This is a genomic window from Pseudomonas yamanorum (assembly GCF_013386765.1).
Lineage (GTDB): Bacteria > Pseudomonadota > Gammaproteobacteria > Pseudomonadales > Pseudomonadaceae > Aquipseudomonas > Aquipseudomonas yamanorum_A.
The window spans coordinates 133,209-149,797 of sequence record NZ_JACARE010000006.1 but is presented as its reverse complement, the minus strand read 5'-3'; the positions used below and the strand labels follow the sequence as shown (position 1 = coordinate 149,797).

The window sequence follows — 16,589 nt, the reverse complement described above, 5'->3', positions numbered from 1 at the left end:
CTCTTGTGTATAGAGAGAAAGCTAAAAGCTCGCGTGCGCGCCATGTGCGCGAATACGTGCCCGCTATGCTTACGTGTGCATGGGCGGGAAAAGGTTGGACAGTAGGACAGCTCAACAACGGCGCGGGCTGCGCCTGTCCAACTGCACTAAATGGCAGTCGGACAAGGCGGGACAGTAGGACAAGGGCACGCGGAGTGATGCTGATGGTCATGCAGCCTTCCCCATCAATATGCCGGCGATGTGCAAGTGTGCTTCGTGCAGGCGCTGGTAGTAGGTGTCACGACTGCATCCGCAGTGGGTGTACTTCTGCGACAGGAAGCTTTCGTGGTTGCAGTAGTGCTCGCGCACAACGACAGACAGCTGCGGTGGCAAGTGCTTGTTGACGATCAGTTCGATATCCGCCGATTCGTCCAGGAGCACCCGACTGCCGCGAGTGCCGCGTATCAGCTCGCCCTTGCACTCCATCAGCATGGCAATCATGTTACCGCCACTTGGCCCGCCGACGTTTTCCGACACAGGCGAATGCAGATCCTGCGCCCATAGCTTGAGCATCTCATCGATTCGCTTAATCAAAGCAAGGCTCCTCTACCACAGTCTGCTGCAACGCAGACCCACGGCCCCAGGTCGCCGGCTTCTGATAGGACCAGGGGCGCACACCGCTCTTTGCCAACGCCGGCATGCGCTTCTTCCGCCAGCCCAACCGATGCATGATCGCCCCGACCCGCATTTGCTCGGGCTTGCCCCAATGGCCGAAGTCCAGCTTCAGCGCCTGGCTGAGGATCTCGTTGCCGGTGGCGGTTTCGCCGATCTGCGACTCCTCCAACCAGGTCAGAATCGGGCCTTCCCATTCATCGACCACAAAGCGTTCATCTTGGGCCTCGGTGAACATCCGGGTTTCATCCTTGGTCACCCACCAGATATCGCCCGCCTCAAAGCAGAACAACGCCTCAGCCCAGAGCTGATCGCGAATCTCGCGCAGTTGCTCCAAGTCGACCTTGTTGCAGAACACTGGCCAGTAACGGCGGTTGCCGGTGGCGTCTTTGAGGTATTCCTCTTGGTTCGTGGTACCCACGAACACACACTGGCGTGGCACGTCGTTCGTTCTGCGGCCATAGCTCTCGCGGTAGGTGTCGGTGGACGCGGAGAAGAACTGTTTGGCCTTGGTGCTTTCGGCCTTGTTGAAGCTGTCCAGCTCCCCAAGCTCGACAATCCACTTGCCGCGAATTGCCTGGAAGCTGTCCTTGTCGCCGAGGGCAAAGGGCGTATCCATAAACCACTCGCCGCCGAGGACGCCCATGGCGGTCGACTTGCCTTCACCCTGCCCGCCTTCGAGGATCATCACCGAGTCGGCCTTGCAGCCCGGGCGCATCACACGAGCAACGGCCGAGATCGGCCAGCGCTTTCCGACCTTGGCCGAGTATTCGGTGGCCTGGACGCCCAACACATCGGTCAGCCAGGTTTCCAGCCGAGGCACGCGGTCCCATTCCAGCTTCTCCAGGTACTCGCGCACCGGGTGAAATGCATGGTCGTGGGCAACAACGCTGACCGCTTCGATCACATGGGACGCCTTCACCCGCAAGTTGTACTGCTGCGCAAGCCACTTCATCACCCGCATGTCATCGATGTCCGCCCAATCGCCGGCACCGCCGCCAAATGGCGCAGACCGCAGCTTGACGATCTTGGAGCTGAACACGCTGTAACCGATGACGCCGGCCCAGCGTTCGTCATTGCCCAGGATCAGTTCGACGTTTTGCATGTGCGCGATCAGGGAGCCGTTTTCGGTACGCGCCAGTTGGTCCTTCCAACCGCCAGCTGCGGGAGGCTTGACCACCGCCAGCACCTGGCGGCGGACGGCCTCCAACCCTTCGGCGATTTGCAGGTCGTTGAAGTCGGTCCACTTGATTTCACGCTCGCCGGAGAAGACTGGTGCAACCACCTGGCCGCCGACGATCAGCGCGGCGTTGCTGGCCTTTTCTTCACCTGGGTTCCAAGGCTCGCCGTTGGGGCGCTTGGTCTTCCAGTCATCGTCACGACAGATGATCAGCGGGCAGCCTGGGAAGCGCTCGCGCATGGCCTTGGAGACCGGCAACAGATTGCCCGCATCGAAGGCGATGGCGACCGTCAGCGAGGTTGCCATGTGCAGGCTGGCGCCTGTGGCGTAGCCCTCACACACCAGCACCGGCTCACCCGGCTCAGGATGCGGACCGATCAGGTGGAAGGCGCCCTCTTTCGACATGCCGTAGGGCCAGTAGGCCTTGTCACGCCCAGTGTCCTCCTGCTTTGCCGGGAAGATCACCTGCAGGCCGACGATCTGGTCGCGAACGTTGCACATAGGCACCAAAAATGCGCCGGTACGTGGCGCATAGCGAACCTTGAAGCCGACGATCTGCTTTCGATCCAGGTAGGCGCTCTTACCCTTCTCGGGCATGCGCTTGAACAGAGCCGCTGCACGGCTGGCCGCTCGACGTGAGGCGTTCGCCGCGACCTCGGCAGCCTTACGCTTAGCCTCCTCCTGGCGAGCGCGCATGACTTCGCGCTCCTCAGGGCTCATACGTCCGGCCTTGACCTTGATCTTCTGAGACTCACCGGACCGCCAATCACCGAAGCTGCCGAAGATCAACGTTCCGTTCTTCTCGGTGAGATGCTCGTGGACCACGTACCAGCCGTTTTTTTCCTTGCCCTTGTCCTGGGTGGTTTTGCAACGGGTTAGCTTGCCGAACACCAAGGGTTGATCAGGCTCCAAGCCGTAATCAGAGAATTGATTGAGTACCTCATCGAGCATGGCGGGCCTTCCTGGCTTCGTCGATGGACTGGCAGGCCACACACTGGGTGCAACCAGGGATCGCAACACGGCGTGCCAACGGGATCGGCGTGTCGCAGCTTTCGCAGAACATGAACGAATGTGCAGCAGTAGCCGTTTTATTCGCATTGCGCGCCGCGAGCGCCTGATCCATCCGCTCTTGCACCAGGTCGTTGGCAAAATCGATAACGTCAGCCACGGTCGGTACCCCGCGTAGTCTGGTTGACATACTTGGCGCGGTTGAACATACCCAGCAGCCCCTGAATACCGCGAAACACCTGCAGGCGAATCTCGGCCAGTTCCTGATCACTGACGACACCGTCGCCAATGCTCTTGGCCCACGTATCAGCCAAATCAGCCACCTGACGGAAGTACGAAGCAATACCTGTGGTGAGGGTCTCGGGCATGTCACAGGTATAGCTTTCAGCCAGCTCCTGCCATGTGGTATCGCCGACCAGGGCATGCACCGCATCAAGAATGCGGCGATCCTTGGTCAGTTCGAGGATCTCGCCGAACTCCTGAATGTTTACGGTGTGAGACGGATGGGTAGGAGACAGCTTGTGCTGCAGCGTGGTGGCATTACGGCCGGTGGTGGCGGCGATTGCGGCAGCACCGCCGGGATAGTCCCGTGCGGCGTGGTACAGGGCTAGTTCGAGCGTAAGGACCTCCCTTTGCGCTCGATCAACACAGCTTAAAGCTATTCGGCTCATGGCATTATTCCTACAAGGTTGCCAGTGCCCCGCGACATGCAGTGGTGGTACATTTGCCGCGTGGCTTGAAAGGGCCCAAAACGCCGGCTAGATCTAGGGATCGAACCGGCACCGTGCCGAGGCGAACAATCCGTTGTTCACCTCTGGCGCAACAGCTGCCCAATCTGTGGTGGAAAAGGCAGCAACCCAAGACATCCGTGTCTTGGTAGCGCGGTAAAGAGAGGTGGTTAGCATGTGGTGTGCCCGCAACTCTTTATCGCGACCCGACAGCACTGTGGTGGTGTGTGCCGGGGGGAACTGGGCGGCCCTTGGGTCGCCTTTTTTCTATCTACGCTGCAGCTTTCTGAGGGGCCGATGCGGTGAGTAGCCAGGCAGCGTCAAACGCATTGCCCCTCTGCTTTGCAGCGTTCGCCAAAAGTGCGGCGTATTGGGTTTCACCGGTGTAATCGGTGCGGGGAAGACTGGCAGCCAAGCGCCATTTATTGAGCGCCTGATAGCTCCTTTCACACACCTTGGCGGCGGCACCGATGCCGCCTGCTGCTTCAAATGCAAACGCGATGGCGTTCGGAAAATCGGCGGGGTCCAACATGGCAACCTCCACTTATCAACTCACGGTTGATATTAACATCAACTGACTATTGCGCAACCCCTGTGAGAGTATCAACTCATGGTTGATAAGAACGAGATACGGGCAGCTTTCACGGCGCGCCTTCACGAAGCACTCAACGATGCCGGTGTACGCACCCGGGGACGCGGGGCGGATATTCACAGTCAACTGGTGAAGGTCGGAGCTGAAAAAAGCCCGCAAGCCATCAGCAAATGGCTAAATGGCGACTCCATACCTGAGGCAGATAGCATGGCAGTGCTGTGCTCATGGTTGAAGGTTCGCCGGGAATGGTTGGAATATGGCGTGCTGCCAAAAGAGCAAACAGGGAACGGGAATGTCCACCAAATTGGAGTTGCGGGCGAGAGCAATGTCCGCGAGATAACTCGGCGTTTCGGAAAAGTCCCGTTGATTTCGTGGGTACAGGCAGGTGCGTGGTGCGAATCAAATTTTGAGGAACATGACGGCGAGTCCTGGCTGTCCTGCCCTGTGCCTATAAGTGAGAGCGGATATGCACTTAAAGTACTAGGTGACTCCATGACGAATCCTGGACCTGGCAGAAGTTATCCAACAGGATGCATTATCTTTGTAGACCCTGAAGTTAAAACCAAGACAGGTGATCGAGTGATCGCGAGGGTTCCACGTACCAATGAAGCCACCTTTAAAATCTTGGTAGAAGATGCAGGGCGCCAATTCTTGAGGCCTATCAATCCGCAATATCCAATCATTGACATTACGGAAGAAACACACATCTGCGGCAAAGTAGTGGGCTCATTCATCCCTGAGTAATCGACACTTTTTAACCTCCACTACCTATTAGCTCCTAACAAATCAAAGAGGCTTTTTGCATGATCAGAGTGTTTCCGTTTTAGTTGACCATAAAGATCATGCGCCATTTTAAGATACTCTATTCCGAAGAATGTATTTGAATCCTGCATCACCTTCAATACTTTGGGCTTAGATGCAAGTTCAGATACACTCAAAGAACACTTCCCACCTCTCTCACCCAGTTCATCCAAGATCGCATCTGAGAGCTTTCTGTATACCTCTTCAGGTGAGCTATTCCATCTTCCACACAATTTATTTGCGGTATCAATTACACCAAACGCTACTCTTTTGCTACTTAAACCATCCATACAATGTGTGATTGAAATACCCCCAGGGTCGACCTGCATTGATGTATATGCCTTACATAAATATTCGAAATGATATTCAGGAGTAATATCTGCTACTTGCCCAAGCTCATCAAATGCCTTGTCCAAAAATGGAATCAACAACGCCCTTTCAACCATTGCAGGATTTTGTTCATGGACTAACTCGACCACACTATCGCTTCCTGTTGAATTCCAGTAGCGATCCAGCAGTTGGGTTTGCACCTCTAAGCTTTCACCCAGGATAAATAGTGAGACGAAATACTCCTGGAATGATCTATGTGAATATGCTACCTGAAGCCCATCCTCCACCAGCAAACACGTGGCCCCAAGAAGATCTTGTAGAAAATCTTGTCTATCAAAGTTAGTCCCGAGGCGTATTTTGCTATCCTCAATAAATTCTAAACAGGTAATTTTCGACATTCTAAAAATCCGCCTATCAAAAGTAATCAAGGAGAACAACGAAAATACCTTCGCAAAATCAAGAATATCTAAACTTGTTGCTCTACTCCGGGAATATGCACCTTTAGTCGCGTCGTGTTTTTGAAATAGCGCCTCATATGCCTGACTGTAAAATAAACTCAATTTTGTAGGAACATCTGCATTCTGATGATATGTAAGCAACATTATAGAAAGAAGTAATGGATTCGACAAAAAAGATTGATGCTCATCGTACAATCTTTCATCCAACTCTATTAGAAATTTTTTCTTAACTTCTTCTTCTACCGGCAGCTTTTTAACAAGTGATAGTGCCGCTTCCTTACTTAAAGGCTCAACAAAGAAAATACTGAACTGGTTCCACCCGTAGAACCTCTCATCGGGCCTAGATGAAACTATTATAGGGCAGCCTGAGAACCGAAGAGAAATCTCATTAATATAATCACTAACCTCGCGACGCCTACTTTCTATCAACTCATCAAAACCATCAAATAAAAAGCAAAACCTCCCAGCCTCCATTGAACGTATGACGAAACCTCCACCTACATTAAAGCCGCCATTTTCTAAAACGTAAAATATTTGCTCCTCTACAGTTCTCTTAGAATCGTTTAAATCACGTAACTCAATCAATACGGGGACAAACCTCATGGTGTTGATGCAATCAAGAAACATATGACGCATAAAAATAGACTTTCCACTTCCCCCAGTACCGGCGATGACAATTCGATCGCTAACATTCACACACTGAGAAATTCCGGGATTATCTAAACTTATGCGACCACATGAAATCTCGGTAGAAACGTAATAATCATAAAAATCAGTAGGCTTATCTAAAATAAAAAAAGATTTTGTCTTCGCCAGCTTACTGCGTGCATTCAATATATAACGCTGATAAGCCTGACCAATTTTTATTTTCCTTTTTTCATCTTGAGCTTCATATATCCCCATACCGAAATTAAATACATTCTCAAGTTGAGAATTAAATAATTCTACTGCTATTTCGGTTTCATTCATCTTGAATATCCTTTTCACAAAAAGACTGGCAGTTTGCCACTGGCTAAGACAATGAAAACACACCTCATTCTGGAACCTCAACGGTGATGATTTTTTTATCCATAAATCAACCTTTGGTTGTTGATTTTTGTAAACCAATGGTTGATATTTGTTTCACTCTTCCACCACAGAGCGAGGCAACACCATGCACACCACAGCCACCCTGCACGTCCACCCGGCCGTTGCTAACCCCTTCCGCATCTTCGAGATTCGCCGCCTAGCGCAAGATTGCGGGTGCACCTTCATCGCATCCAAACCCAAGCTGAAAGAGCGCACCACGCCCGCACCGTTCGATCCTAACGGCGGAGGGCACGCAGCATGAGCAAGTTCAAACTCGACAACCGTACCCTTGCCCTGCTGCATGCTCAGGTCAATCTCAGCGAGACTTTCAACCACACGCTGCGCACCACACCACGGCGCGATGTGCTGGCTTTCCGCCTGAAAGTCGAACGCAGCAAAGCCGACACGCACTTCACCGTTGAACTGGGCACCGAACGCCACACGCTGACCCTGACCAACAGCAAAAAAATGCACCTCAAACTGGCCGACTTCATCGAAGAAATAGCCAACGGCCCGATCGACCCCAGCACATCGCCCGAATCACTGCCGGCTCTCCACGCAAACCGTCGCTACGGCACGTTTGATGTTGAACACAAGCAACAAGTGTTCGAGCTGGTACGCACCGGCGGCGCTATCAGCCTCGATCTGGGCTTCGAGCAGCCAATATATCTGGCGATTCACCGCAACAAGTCCCGCTCCGGCATCACCACCATCATGGGCATCGGCGTGAAGTCGCCGCGCACCAAGTGCTTCACGGTATACGGGACTGACGTCGAGCTGTACGGCATGGTCGTCGAATCCATCAACCACTTGGCCGCAGCAGCTACACCTGCCGCGCACGCAGCGTAGGAGGCCGTGATGGAACGTAGCCTGGAAAAAGCCGCCAAGTACTTCGGCATCACCCGCCCCAAGCTGATCGCGCTCATGCGTGAAAAGGGCTTGCTCAACGACCGCAACTTGCCGGCCTTCCCCGTCCGTGACCGTGAGTACCTGCGGATCAAGAACGGCAACTGGTACCACGAGACTGCGGGCATGCAGTACAGCCAATCGACCAAGTTCCGGCAAGCCGGAATGCCCTGGCTCGCCGAGCAACTGGGGCTCGAACTGCCAGCCATCCCGCCAGGCAACCGTGACGTGGCCTAGGGAGTACGCCCGCCAGATCGTCGCCATGCGCACACGCGAGGAGCGCAACGCCGCGCTCCTCGAAGTGCCGGAGCATCTGCGGGAGCTGACCAAGCGCCATTGCCTGAATGCCTGGAACCATCCATCACGACTCAAACGCAAGGAGGCCGAGCCCCATGAGTAACAACAGTCAAACACCGCTGCGGCTGCAACCCGCGCCGGATATCGCGACCGTCGAGATGCTTCATCAACTCTTCGGTGACGTGCTTATCCCACTGGAAAAGCTGCGCGTGCATTACTTCAAGAACCTCAATGAAAAGACATTCATCGAGGCGATCAACGCCGGTCGCATCCAACTGCCGGTGACCACTCTGGACCACAGCGCCAAGGCATTGAGGTACGCCCACATCAAACACGTAGCGGCCCTGATCGACATCCGCGCTTACCGAGCAGATGAAGACATGCCGCGTCCAGAAACCGACTCAACCGAGCAAGGCCAGTAACCCCCAACGGCTGCCACCACCAGCCAACAACACCAGGAGCACACCACATGACTGCAATTCAAATATACGCACTGATCGGCATCGTTATCGCGCTTGGGATCCTCTACTGGGTCGGCTACAAGGGCGGCTTAACGGATGGTCGAGCTGAGGGCTATGAGGAAGGCCACGCTCAGGGCTTTATGGAAGGGATGGACCAGGGCGAGTCAGCAAGCGCTACCGAACTTGAGCAAGTCACCGAACGATGCCGGCGCCTGCAACTCATCTTGGATCTTCAACCACAAGATCGACTCACCCTGTTGGCCATCGCCGAAAAGCTGAAGCTTGCGGCTGACACCTTCCGAGCAGTGAGATCCGAAAGCCAGGCAACGCAAGCACTAGCCTTACGCGACAAGGCTCTGAGCATGGCTGCCCTAATGGATCCGTTCACGCTGGAGGATGCAGCATGAACTTCATCTTCACCTTCACCGGCAAGCACTTCAACGTCTATGAACCTGAAGTCGACATGATCGACCCACTGGACATATCGCACTCGTTGGCCCACCTGTGTCGCTTCAACGGCCACACCCGCGAGTTTTACAGCGTGGCACAACACAGCTGCATCGTCGCCGAGCTGGTGCCGGAAGAACACAAGTTGGCGGCCCTGCTCCACGATGCGACCGAGGCGTACCTGGGCGATATGACCCGGCCACTCAAACAGTGGATGCCTGACTACCGAGGATTTGAGGACGTCGTGTGGGGGCGAATCTCTGAGTGCTTCGACCTGGCCTTCGATCTACCCGCATGCATACACCAGGCTGACCTGATTGCGTTGGCCACCGAGCGCCGCGACCTCATGCCAACCGATCCGGCTATCTGGGATTGCTTGGTCGGCATAGAGCCCATGGCTGAAACCATTCGCCCATGGTCAGCCGCAGAAGCACGCAACACCTACCACCAGCGCCTGATGGACCAACTTGCTATCGAACACCAGAGGAAAGCGGCATGAATAACCACCAGGACAATATCAGCACCCTGCCCGCTTTGCTCCGCACACCAGTGAGTGTCGACACGCAGGAAATAAACAGTTTCTGCTGCGCAGCAGCAGGCAATATTGCCTCTTCCAGCGCCACCGCCGAGGCACTTATACCCCACGAAAAGCTGCGCGGGGCAGCGCTCGCTAATGCAACGCTAAACGCTCAGGAACGCCCGCTCGCGCAGCCTGTCGTGGGGTATACGCATGCTTCAGGCATTACCGACTTTCTTTCTGAAGAGAAAACAGGCCTAGGTAATGGCGCGACAGATCTGACCAAGAGAGCCGCATGATGGAAATCCCAAGCGAAACGCTGGCCGACGAAGAATTGGCGACCATCACCGGCTATCAAATCCCGTCTAAGCAAATCCACTGGTTGACCGAAAACCGCTGGGAGTTTGTCCTGACTGGCGCTCGCCGCCCAATAGTAGGTCGGGTTTATGCTCGACTGAAACTGTCAGGTGTCAAACCTTCCGCTGCCAATGTCGTGACTGAAACCTGGTCGCTCGACCTCGCAAATGTGAGCTGACTAATGCGCCAGAAAAGTACAGCCAATCGAGATCTGCCGCCACGGATGATACGGCGCATTCGCAAGGGTAAGAGTGGAAAGACTTGGACATCGTATTATTACGATGGAAGAACTGCCGACGGGAAGCGGAAGGAAATCCCACTCGGTACAGACCTCGACCAGGCCAAAGTGGAGTGGGCCAGACTGGAACGCAAGACACCACCGAAGCCCAATCATCTGATGAGCTATGTATTTGATCGCTACGAAAAGGAAATCATCCCGGGGAAGTCGATTCGCACTCAGTCCGACAACCGCAAAGAACTCAAGCAACTCAGAAGAGCATTTGAGAGCGCCCCCATTGAGTCGATCACGCCTCAAGTAGTAGCGCAGTACCGTGACGCCAGGACAGCCAAGGTGAGGGCCAACCGTGAGATCGCCCTGCTCTCCCATGCATTTACCATTGCACGCGAATGGGGGCTCACTGACAAAGCAAACCCTTGCTTTGGCGTTCGCCGCAACAAGGAAAAGCCACGGGACTATTATGCCGGTGAAACCGTATGGAACGCGGTATACGCGGAGGCGGTACAGGAGCTCAAGGACGCGATGGATCTGGCCTACCTGACCGGCCAACGTCCCGCAGATGTGCTCAAGATTGCAGCGACCGACTTGAACAATGGCTTTTTGCTGATTGGTCAGGGCAAGACCGAAAAACGTCTCCGTCTTCGTTTGGAGGATGCCGGAATCCAATCCGGCCTGAGTAGCTTCATCGACGACCTGCAAGAACGCAGAGCCGTCAATGGAATCCGCACGTCAACCTTGATAACTAACGCGTCTGGACTTCGGATGAGCCAACAGATGCTGCGTAATCGGTGGGACGACGCACGAGAGAAGGCAGCAATCAAAGCGTCAGCTGATGGTGATCCCGCGCTGGCAACGAGCATTCGTCAGTTTCAGTTCAAGGACATCCGGCCTAAAGCTGCAAGCGAGATCGAGTTGACGCATGCAAGCCGATTATTAGGTCACTCAACCGAGGAGATGACCAAGAAAGTATACCGACGAGTTGGAGAAATAGTTAGACCTACTAAATGAACCAGAGACGAGGAAATCCCCAAGAGCTTTCAGTCATTGGCACGCCAATGACTGAAGAGCATAACAATCAATCGCCAAGTTAAAGTATGAATGTTTTTCTACAGACATTTCTGACTTGGCCCCTTGAACCATACAGACCAAAATCCAGCCAATAAATCACATTGTAAAACGACTGTTCTTCTTCATTATACCTATCAAGAAGTGAAGACAGCCGATTTTTCGAGTATGTTTTAGCGCATTTGAGCGCACAATTCTTACGAACTTCATCATCGGAATCCTGAAGCACACTTAGAATAACGTCATCATCAATACTGACAAACTCTTTATCATTAATAGAGCAAATCAAGTGACGCTTAACCCTAAGAGAGCATTCTAGCTTCAAGATATCTGCCAGTCTATTCTTGCCGAGCTTCAGCAAAATTTTAACAGCTAAGGCTTGTGCATTTCGTGGAATCCCAAAACCACTTAGTAGCGATCCACTATCATCAAGTTTAAACCTGTCTACCAAAGACATAACGAGAGGAATATCTTGCCACTCACCAAATTGATATAAATACTCCAGATCCGCAACTATCGGAACGACCGTGGGATCTGAGAGAGAAGCACGAACAACTGCAACATCTTTTTTCGACTTCGTTTCAATTAGAACCGTGAGGGACTTACGTACAAATTTACCTATAATATGATTTTTTATAGAATCAAATTGCTTAATGATATCAACTGACGCGCCGCCCGCACTTTCCGCCCAGACAACAATCCTCTCACTATAAAAAGCTTCGAATCTATCAAGCAAATTACGAGTCAAATCATGGCGTGACGTTTCAATGTTCCTTCGGCAAAGCTCAATATAGGTATCGGGAATCAAGGGTAAATTTTTAAGAGTTCTCCTCTCCAACTCATCGCTATCCATAGCGGACAAGACCAATGGCTGATATTTTACCCAAACAGCATCTTCTTCAGTGGTCGGCTTAGACCGATCCTTCATAATTATGGCTTTAGCTTCATCCTCGCTTAAGCTAGCCCCTTGATTTAGCAGAGACTTTATTGCAAGCCCCCTTACGCTAGGCTCTGGGTCTTGCTGGACGGCTTCCACAAGATTATTCGCTAAAAGCCCCCTTAATATAAGCAATTCAATAGATCGTTCTCGCACCAATTTGTTTCTGTTGGTCATAGCAGCATCTAATTCATCGGACGAAATATGACTATGATTAAAAAATATCCGCCCAACAAGCTCCGCACTTAATGTAGCTGGCTGCAGTTCAGCAATCGCCTTCAATGCGGAGCCCACTCCTATACGCAACTTGATAGTTATATACGCCTCATTTGCCAATGTAATGGTCTGAGAATCGTTTTTGATAATCTCCTTGTGTATAGTATCCAAATCTTCCACAACCCCCATTACACAAAGATAGCGTAAGGCAGCATTTTTTACAGAGGGGTTCTTCTTTTCAGAAAACCATAAATTTAAATAATTCTCCCTTTTTAAAAAATCATCCTCCTTAATTTCAGTTTCTGTCAGAGCCATCACATCCAAGATAGAATTAACTATCGCATGCCCATCATCAGGTATCGTTAGTGTTAAGAAAGCCAAATGATAGAGTTCATTTTTCGGATGCTTCAGCCAAAACCACAAAGGGATATTTTGATATTGTAAATTTTTAGCTCCACTTTGAAGTAGGCCTAGCACTTCATGCTTATCAAACACGCACCCATCTTTATTTTTGTATATCAAATTACAATCATGCGGCCCTAGATAAATGACATCATTCAGACTATCGCCTAGTCCATTTGAAATCAACCTTAACCGAGCAACCTCAAATGGCTCCAACTTCGCGTTACTAGAAGCATCCCCATTACGACGAAGTATGGACTGAATAAAGTTGGCGCTCTGCCCCCTGATAGGGGCTTGATCAAAATTCTCGTTAATTTTTTCGCTGCTACTTTTTTCGATTTCTGCTTCAGGTGTGTGCGTTGCTTGAGGATGATTATCATTTAAATCTATATGATCAAAAACATAGTTAGAAATACATTTTCTAATTATGCCCTCAAACTCATCCAAGTTTTCGAAATCTTGAAAGAGCAACGATTTATTTTCTATTATACTCTTTCGAAATTTCATGACTCTCTGCAACTGCTCACCAGGGTCACTCATTGCTGGTGCATCAACCTTTTTGAAAAAAAGACTTATCAAAGGTTTTCTTTTTTGTTTGTTGCCAGTTGTAGCTATTGTAAATTCTTCTTCAAAGCCCGACTGATATTTACTTTCATTATCGGGGGCGCTTCCCCAACGCTTCCAAACAAGCCCAATAAAAACATCACACCGATCTAGGTCACGGTTAATTATTTCTTGAGGTCTTCCTGCACTAGATACCGTATCCTCCCATCCGACTAGCTCAATATGAATATTAAACTTTATCGAAAGCATAGAGTTCAGTTCATCGGCAACTTGTTTAGCAATTTTTCGCTCTGGAATCAAATCTCCTGGAGACGCTAAAAAAAAGCTTACGACCTTTCTGTTTCCTGCCACAGCCAATCCTCACATCCATCTGAATTTGGGTTTTCAACTTTTAGCATTGTTGAATAATCACAACTTTCATAGCGGCTGTCCACGGGGATATTAAGGATTTTGAGTCGGTAACCTGCTGAGGGATCAACGCCACATGGAAAAACCGATGTAGCATTATCTAATCCAGTTTTGGTCGAGCCCGCCTACCAGAATGGTATCGGGTCAAGGGGCCTCGTGGCGGGGACCGACGTCCGTGGCTTTTTTATATAAAGGGTGACAAGTTGCGGAAGCGATAGTAAATATTGCGGAAGTGATCCCAAGTCACAGGCAATAAAAAACCCCGTAGACGTTAATCTACGGGGTTTTTAAGAGTGGAGGCCGAGGTCGGAATCGAACCGGCGTAGGCGGATTTGCAATCCGCTGCATAACCATTTTGCTACTCGGCCTCAAACGATCAATGCCTTACAACCGACATTCACCGCATACAAACTTGAGTGGGCTGTGTGAAGCTTGCCTCTACTCTATCTCATTGAAAACATTGAAGTTTTTAATGCTTCAGTGCGTTCGATGGGCGCAATTATGTACTCATTTGCCAGGGCTTGCAACCCCTTGATTTCAAAAAATATTCTCTCAAGGGGCATCGATTCCCGTGGGCTACCCTACCGCCCGGCCTCTTCCTTGTCACGGATAACCTGCAATTGGTACTGCGGGTCCGCCTTGATCTGCTCTTCGGTAAACGGCAGCGGGCTGAGCTTTTTCTCGGAGAACGCCTGGGTCTGGTCCTTGAAGTATTTCGACGCCGGGTCGCTGGACAAGGAGAACGCCAGTACGCCCTCGGCCTTCGGGCCCTTCTCGTCAAACGTCACGATCTGCAGGTAGCTGCTGCCGCTGACCACCTCGCGTTTGCCATCCGCCCGAGGCACGCTTTGCATGGCGTTGTACACGCCCAGCTCTTGCGGGCCGCCATGGATCGGCGTTTGGCCCGAGACCTGGATATCACCCCAGCGGCTGTCGGCGGTCAGCCCGCGTTTGGCCACGTCGGCGGCTGACGCCAGCATCGCTTCACGCAGTGCCTTGGCTACCCCTGCCCGCTCAATTGCCAGCCCACGCGGCGTGGTCAAGGGTTGTGCCGGGTCGAAGCCCACCTTCCACGCATCGGGCGCCTGTGCCAGTTGCTCCGCCAGGTTGATGAAGTGCACCAGGCCCAGGCCGCTGTCGAGGTTGGCCCGCTGGTCCCAGCTTTTCAGGCTGTCGCACACTGATTTCACGCCGGCGTCGGCACCCGCGCAGAATTTCAGCAAGTCAGGCATGACCTGGCCGGCGAGGTACACCTGGTTGTCCATGATCATGTTCTGCAAGTCGACGACCTTGATCGGCTGCTTATCGAGTTCCTGCAAGCGCTGCAAGGCGAAACGGGCACGCGGGCCCAGGCCGATTTTTTCCTGGCTGATCACCGGTGAGAAACCGGTCAACGGAGCCTTGGGGTTGACCAGCCATGCCGAGTCGTTGGAGTGCTGCACATAGTCGGTGCGCTCAAGTTGCGGCAGTTGATCGGCCGGGAAGATCCCGGCCTGGGCGGCGCGCGGGTCTATGTCCCAGGCGCAGGCGCTGCGGGAGCCGTCGAGCATGATGAACTGCAGGCCGACGCGCGGGTCGCTGCACTGCGCGAGTTTTTTCGCGCTGACGTTCGGCACCACCGACAGGTTCATGTACAGGCTCTGGCCCTGGTCATCCGCCGCCACGGTGTTGACCCACGGGATGCCTTGCAGGGTGTGCACCGAGGCTTGCAGGTCCTTGAGGTTCGCGGCGCGGTTCATCGCGTACCACTGTTGCAGCACCCGGTCGTTGCCCAGGTTCGCATCCCGCAGGCTGAAGGCATATTTGTTGTCCCAGTCCAGCTTGCCCGGCCATTGCACCACCGGGCCGAACTGCGAGCTGTAGACGGTGCGGGACTGTTGCTTGGTAGTGCCGTCGGCGGCTTTCACCGTCACCTTGATCGTGGCTTTGTCCATGGGCACGGATTTGCCGTCCAGCAGGTAGCGGGTCGGGTCTTTCGGGTCCAGGGTCAGGCGGTACAGGGTGAAGTGTTTGGAGGTATCGACCGTGTGGGTCCAGGCCACGTGCTGGTTGAAGCCGATGTTGATCACCGGCAGGCCCGGCAAGGCAGCGCCCATCACATCCAGTTGGCCGGGAATGGTCAGGTGCATCTCGTAGAAACGCATGCCGCCCACCCAAGGGAAATGCGGATTGGCCAGCAGCATGCCGCGGCCGTTGAACGAACGGTCGCGGCCCACGGCAACGGCGTTGCTGCCGCGGTCCAGGGCGAAACGCTGCTGGTTGGCGGCGGCCACCTCAAACGCCTTGGCGTTCATTTGGGCGACGGCATTCGGCGGCGTGGCGCCCACCAAGGCCTCGGCAAACTGGCCGACGCCACCTTCCACCAGCAGCCGGCGGGTCACCTTGACCAGGTCTTCAGCCGTGATCGGCCGCACCCATGCCGCCTGGCACTGCGCCGGCAAACCCTGGGCGGTACGCTCCTTGAGGTAACGGTTGTAGCCGGCGACATACCCTTCGATGCGCTGCTGCATCGCCGGGGTCTGTGCCTTCCAGAACGCCGCAACGGCCTCGGGCGTGTTCAGCCAGGTGAAGAACACGTCGTTGGTGAGGTTGTTGCGCCCTTCCAGGGTGGCCTGCTCAGGGCCAAAGTACCTGGCGCGCTCGCCGTTGACCGTCACCACCTCATTGGCCAACAGGCAGAGGTTGTCCTGGGCGTAGGCGTAACCGATGCCATAACCCAGCCCGCGCTCGTCGCTGGCCCGGATATGCGGGACACCAAAACCGGTACGGCGAATCTCGGCCGAGGCCTGTTGTTCCTGCACCCGCGCCGTGGCGCAAAGACTCAGCCCCAGCAACGCCCCAGCCACGCACACCCTGAACAACCCGTTGGAAATAATCACGCAGACTCCACAGCCAAATTAAACACCGTGACGAGGGACAGCTTCGCCAACACCTCAGTAAAGACGTAAACACCCGGAA

At 53.2% G+C, this 16,589-nt stretch carries 18 protein-coding genes and 1 tRNA gene; 10 read left to right on the top strand and 9 right to left on the bottom strand.

Features of this window, described 5'->3' with window-relative positions; genetic code table 11:
- Positions 1 to 207: 207 nt before the first annotated feature.
- The 5 genes from HX875_RS03940 to HX875_RS03920 form a co-directional block, all read right to left on the bottom strand.
- A complete protein-coding gene (locus tag HX875_RS03940; RefSeq protein WP_177041809.1) occupies positions 208 to 573 on the bottom strand; it encodes a PA0613 family protein in 366 nt (121 codons plus the stop codon).
- On the bottom strand, positions 566 to 2,782 hold the full coding sequence (locus HX875_RS03935; protein ID WP_177041807.1) for a VapE domain-containing protein: 2,217 nt from the start codon (positions 2,780 to 2,782) through the stop codon (positions 566 to 568). Before HX875_RS03935 ends, HX875_RS03940 begins: the two co-directional genes overlap by 8 nt.
- On the bottom strand, positions 2,772 to 2,999 hold the full coding sequence (locus HX875_RS03930; protein WP_177041805.1) for a TraR/DksA family transcriptional regulator: 228 nt from the start codon (positions 2,997 to 2,999) through the stop codon (positions 2,772 to 2,774). Before HX875_RS03930 ends, HX875_RS03935 begins: the two co-directional genes overlap by 11 nt.
- A complete protein-coding gene (locus tag HX875_RS03925; RefSeq protein ID WP_177041803.1) occupies positions 2,992 to 3,510 on the bottom strand; it encodes a phage regulatory CII family protein in 519 nt (172 codons plus the stop codon). Before HX875_RS03925 ends, HX875_RS03930 begins: the two co-directional genes overlap by 8 nt.
- A 328-nt stretch (positions 3,511 to 3,838) precedes the next feature.
- Positions 3,839 to 4,099 (bottom strand): hypothetical protein, encoded by a 261-nt coding sequence (locus tag HX875_RS03920; RefSeq protein ID WP_177041801.1) that lies wholly within the window; start codon positions 4,097 to 4,099, stop codon positions 3,839 to 3,841.
- Positions 4,100 to 4,177: 78 nt separating this feature from the next.
- Between HX875_RS03920 and HX875_RS03915 the strand changes: the two genes are divergently transcribed.
- Positions 4,178 to 4,903 (top strand): LexA family protein, encoded by a 726-nt coding sequence (locus HX875_RS03915; protein WP_177041799.1) that lies wholly within the window; start codon positions 4,178 to 4,180, stop codon positions 4,901 to 4,903.
- A 20-nt stretch (positions 4,904 to 4,923) separates the two neighbouring features.
- On the opposite strand, the gene HX875_RS03910 is transcribed toward HX875_RS03915, so the two are convergent.
- Positions 4,924 to 6,717 carry an NACHT domain-containing protein gene (locus HX875_RS03910; RefSeq protein ID WP_177041797.1) on the bottom strand — a complete coding sequence of 598 codons (1,794 nt, stop codon included), beginning with the start codon at positions 6,715 to 6,717 and terminating at the stop codon, positions 4,924 to 4,926.
- Between the two features lie 357 nt (positions 6,718 to 7,074).
- Here HX875_RS03910 and HX875_RS03905 point away from each other — a divergent pair, with 357 nt between their 5' ends.
- Genes HX875_RS03905 through HX875_RS03865 form a run of 9 tightly spaced genes read left to right on the top strand, consistent with a single transcriptional unit; the run spans position 7,075 to position 11,047 of the window.
- Entirely contained in the window at positions 7,075 to 7,665 is a 591-nt protein-coding gene (locus HX875_RS03905) for a hypothetical protein (RefSeq protein ID WP_177041796.1), read from the top strand.
- Positions 7,666 to 7,674: 9 nt separating this feature from the next.
- On the top strand, positions 7,675 to 7,959 hold the full coding sequence (locus HX875_RS03900) for a phage antirepressor KilAC domain-containing protein (RefSeq protein WP_177041794.1): 285 nt from the start codon (positions 7,675 to 7,677) through the stop codon (positions 7,957 to 7,959).
- Between the two features lie 25 nt (positions 7,960 to 7,984).
- Entirely contained in the window at positions 7,985 to 8,122 is a 138-nt protein-coding gene (locus HX875_RS03895) for a hypothetical protein (protein ID WP_177041792.1), read from the top strand.
- Positions 8,115 to 8,441, top strand: a complete 327-nt coding sequence (locus HX875_RS03890) for a pyocin activator PrtN family protein (protein WP_177041790.1) — start codon at positions 8,115 to 8,117, stop codon at positions 8,439 to 8,441. Before HX875_RS03895 ends, HX875_RS03890 begins: the two co-directional genes overlap by 8 nt.
- Before the next feature lie 47 nt (positions 8,442 to 8,488).
- Positions 8,489 to 8,887, top strand: coding sequence for a hypothetical protein (locus tag HX875_RS03885; RefSeq protein WP_003207588.1), 399 nt, complete (start codon positions 8,489 to 8,491; stop codon positions 8,885 to 8,887).
- Entirely contained in the window at positions 8,884 to 9,426 is a 543-nt protein-coding gene (locus HX875_RS03880; protein ID WP_177041788.1) for a phosphohydrolase, read from the top strand. The genes HX875_RS03885 and HX875_RS03880 overlap by 4 nt, the downstream gene beginning before the upstream one ends.
- Entirely contained in the window at positions 9,423 to 9,743 is a 321-nt protein-coding gene (locus tag HX875_RS03875) for a hypothetical protein (protein WP_256348029.1), read from the top strand. Before HX875_RS03880 ends, HX875_RS03875 begins: the two co-directional genes overlap by 4 nt.
- Positions 9,743 to 9,979 carry a DUF4224 domain-containing protein gene (locus HX875_RS03870; RefSeq protein ID WP_177041960.1) on the top strand — a complete coding sequence of 79 codons (237 nt, stop codon included), beginning with the start codon at positions 9,743 to 9,745 and terminating at the stop codon, positions 9,977 to 9,979. Before HX875_RS03875 ends, HX875_RS03870 begins: the two co-directional genes overlap by 1 nt.
- A gap of 3 nt (positions 9,980 to 9,982) precedes the next feature.
- Positions 9,983 to 11,047 carry a tyrosine-type recombinase/integrase gene (locus HX875_RS03865; protein ID WP_177041786.1) on the top strand — a complete coding sequence of 355 codons (1,065 nt, stop codon included), beginning with the start codon at positions 9,983 to 9,985 and terminating at the stop codon, positions 11,045 to 11,047.
- Between the two features lie 79 nt (positions 11,048 to 11,126).
- Here the strand turns inward: HX875_RS03865 and HX875_RS03860 are convergent, their stop codons facing one another.
- The 3 genes from HX875_RS03860 to pvdQ all read right to left on the bottom strand — a co-directional run bounded on the left by HX875_RS03860 (position 11,127) and on the right by pvdQ (position 16,510).
- Positions 11,127 to 13,574: a DUF4062 domain-containing protein gene (locus HX875_RS03860; RefSeq protein WP_177041784.1), complete on the bottom strand. Its 2,448-nt coding sequence runs from the start codon at positions 13,572 to 13,574 to the stop codon at positions 11,127 to 11,129.
- A 351-nt stretch (positions 13,575 to 13,925) separates the two neighbouring features.
- Positions 13,926 to 13,999: transfer RNA gene (locus HX875_RS03855), tRNA-Cys, on the bottom strand.
- A gap of 213 nt (positions 14,000 to 14,212) precedes the next feature.
- Entirely contained in the window at positions 14,213 to 16,510 is a 2,298-nt protein-coding gene (gene pvdQ, locus HX875_RS03850) for a bifunctional acylase PvdQ (protein WP_177041782.1), read from the bottom strand.
- Positions 16,511 to 16,589: the final 79 nt, after the last annotated feature.

Excerpts from the sequence above, each read along its gene's own strand:
- HX875_RS03935 (WP_177041807.1), bottom strand. The coding sequence starts at position 2,782 with ATGCTCGATGAGGTACTCAATCAATTCTCTGATTACGGCTTGGAGCCT.
- HX875_RS03925 (WP_177041803.1), bottom strand. The coding sequence starts at position 3,510 with ATGAGCCGAATAGCTTTAAGCTGTGTTGATCGAGCGCAAAGGGAGGTC.
- HX875_RS03920 (WP_177041801.1), bottom strand. The coding sequence starts at position 4,099 with ATGTTGGACCCCGCCGATTTTCCGAACGCCATCGCGTTTGCATTTGAA.
- HX875_RS03915 (WP_177041799.1), top strand. The coding sequence starts at position 4,178 with ATGGTTGATAAGAACGAGATACGGGCAGCTTTCACGGCGCGCCTTCAC.
- HX875_RS03910 (WP_177041797.1), bottom strand. The coding sequence starts at position 6,717 with ATGAATGAAACCGAAATAGCAGTAGAATTATTTAATTCTCAACTTGAG.
- HX875_RS03905 (WP_177041796.1), top strand. The coding sequence starts at position 7,075 with ATGAGCAAGTTCAAACTCGACAACCGTACCCTTGCCCTGCTGCATGCT.
- HX875_RS03900 (WP_177041794.1), top strand. The coding sequence starts at position 7,675 with ATGGAACGTAGCCTGGAAAAAGCCGCCAAGTACTTCGGCATCACCCGC.
- HX875_RS03895 (WP_177041792.1), top strand. The coding sequence starts at position 7,985 with ATGCGCACACGCGAGGAGCGCAACGCCGCGCTCCTCGAAGTGCCGGAG.
- HX875_RS03890 (WP_177041790.1), top strand. The coding sequence starts at position 8,115 with ATGAGTAACAACAGTCAAACACCGCTGCGGCTGCAACCCGCGCCGGAT.
- HX875_RS03885 (WP_003207588.1), top strand. The coding sequence starts at position 8,489 with ATGACTGCAATTCAAATATACGCACTGATCGGCATCGTTATCGCGCTT.
- HX875_RS03880 (WP_177041788.1), top strand. The coding sequence starts at position 8,884 with ATGAACTTCATCTTCACCTTCACCGGCAAGCACTTCAACGTCTATGAA.
- HX875_RS03875 (WP_256348029.1), top strand. The coding sequence starts at position 9,423 with ATGAATAACCACCAGGACAATATCAGCACCCTGCCCGCTTTGCTCCGC.
- HX875_RS03870 (WP_177041960.1), top strand. The coding sequence starts at position 9,743 with ATGGAAATCCCAAGCGAAACGCTGGCCGACGAAGAATTGGCGACCATC.
- HX875_RS03865 (WP_177041786.1), top strand. The coding sequence starts at position 9,983 with ATGCGCCAGAAAAGTACAGCCAATCGAGATCTGCCGCCACGGATGATA.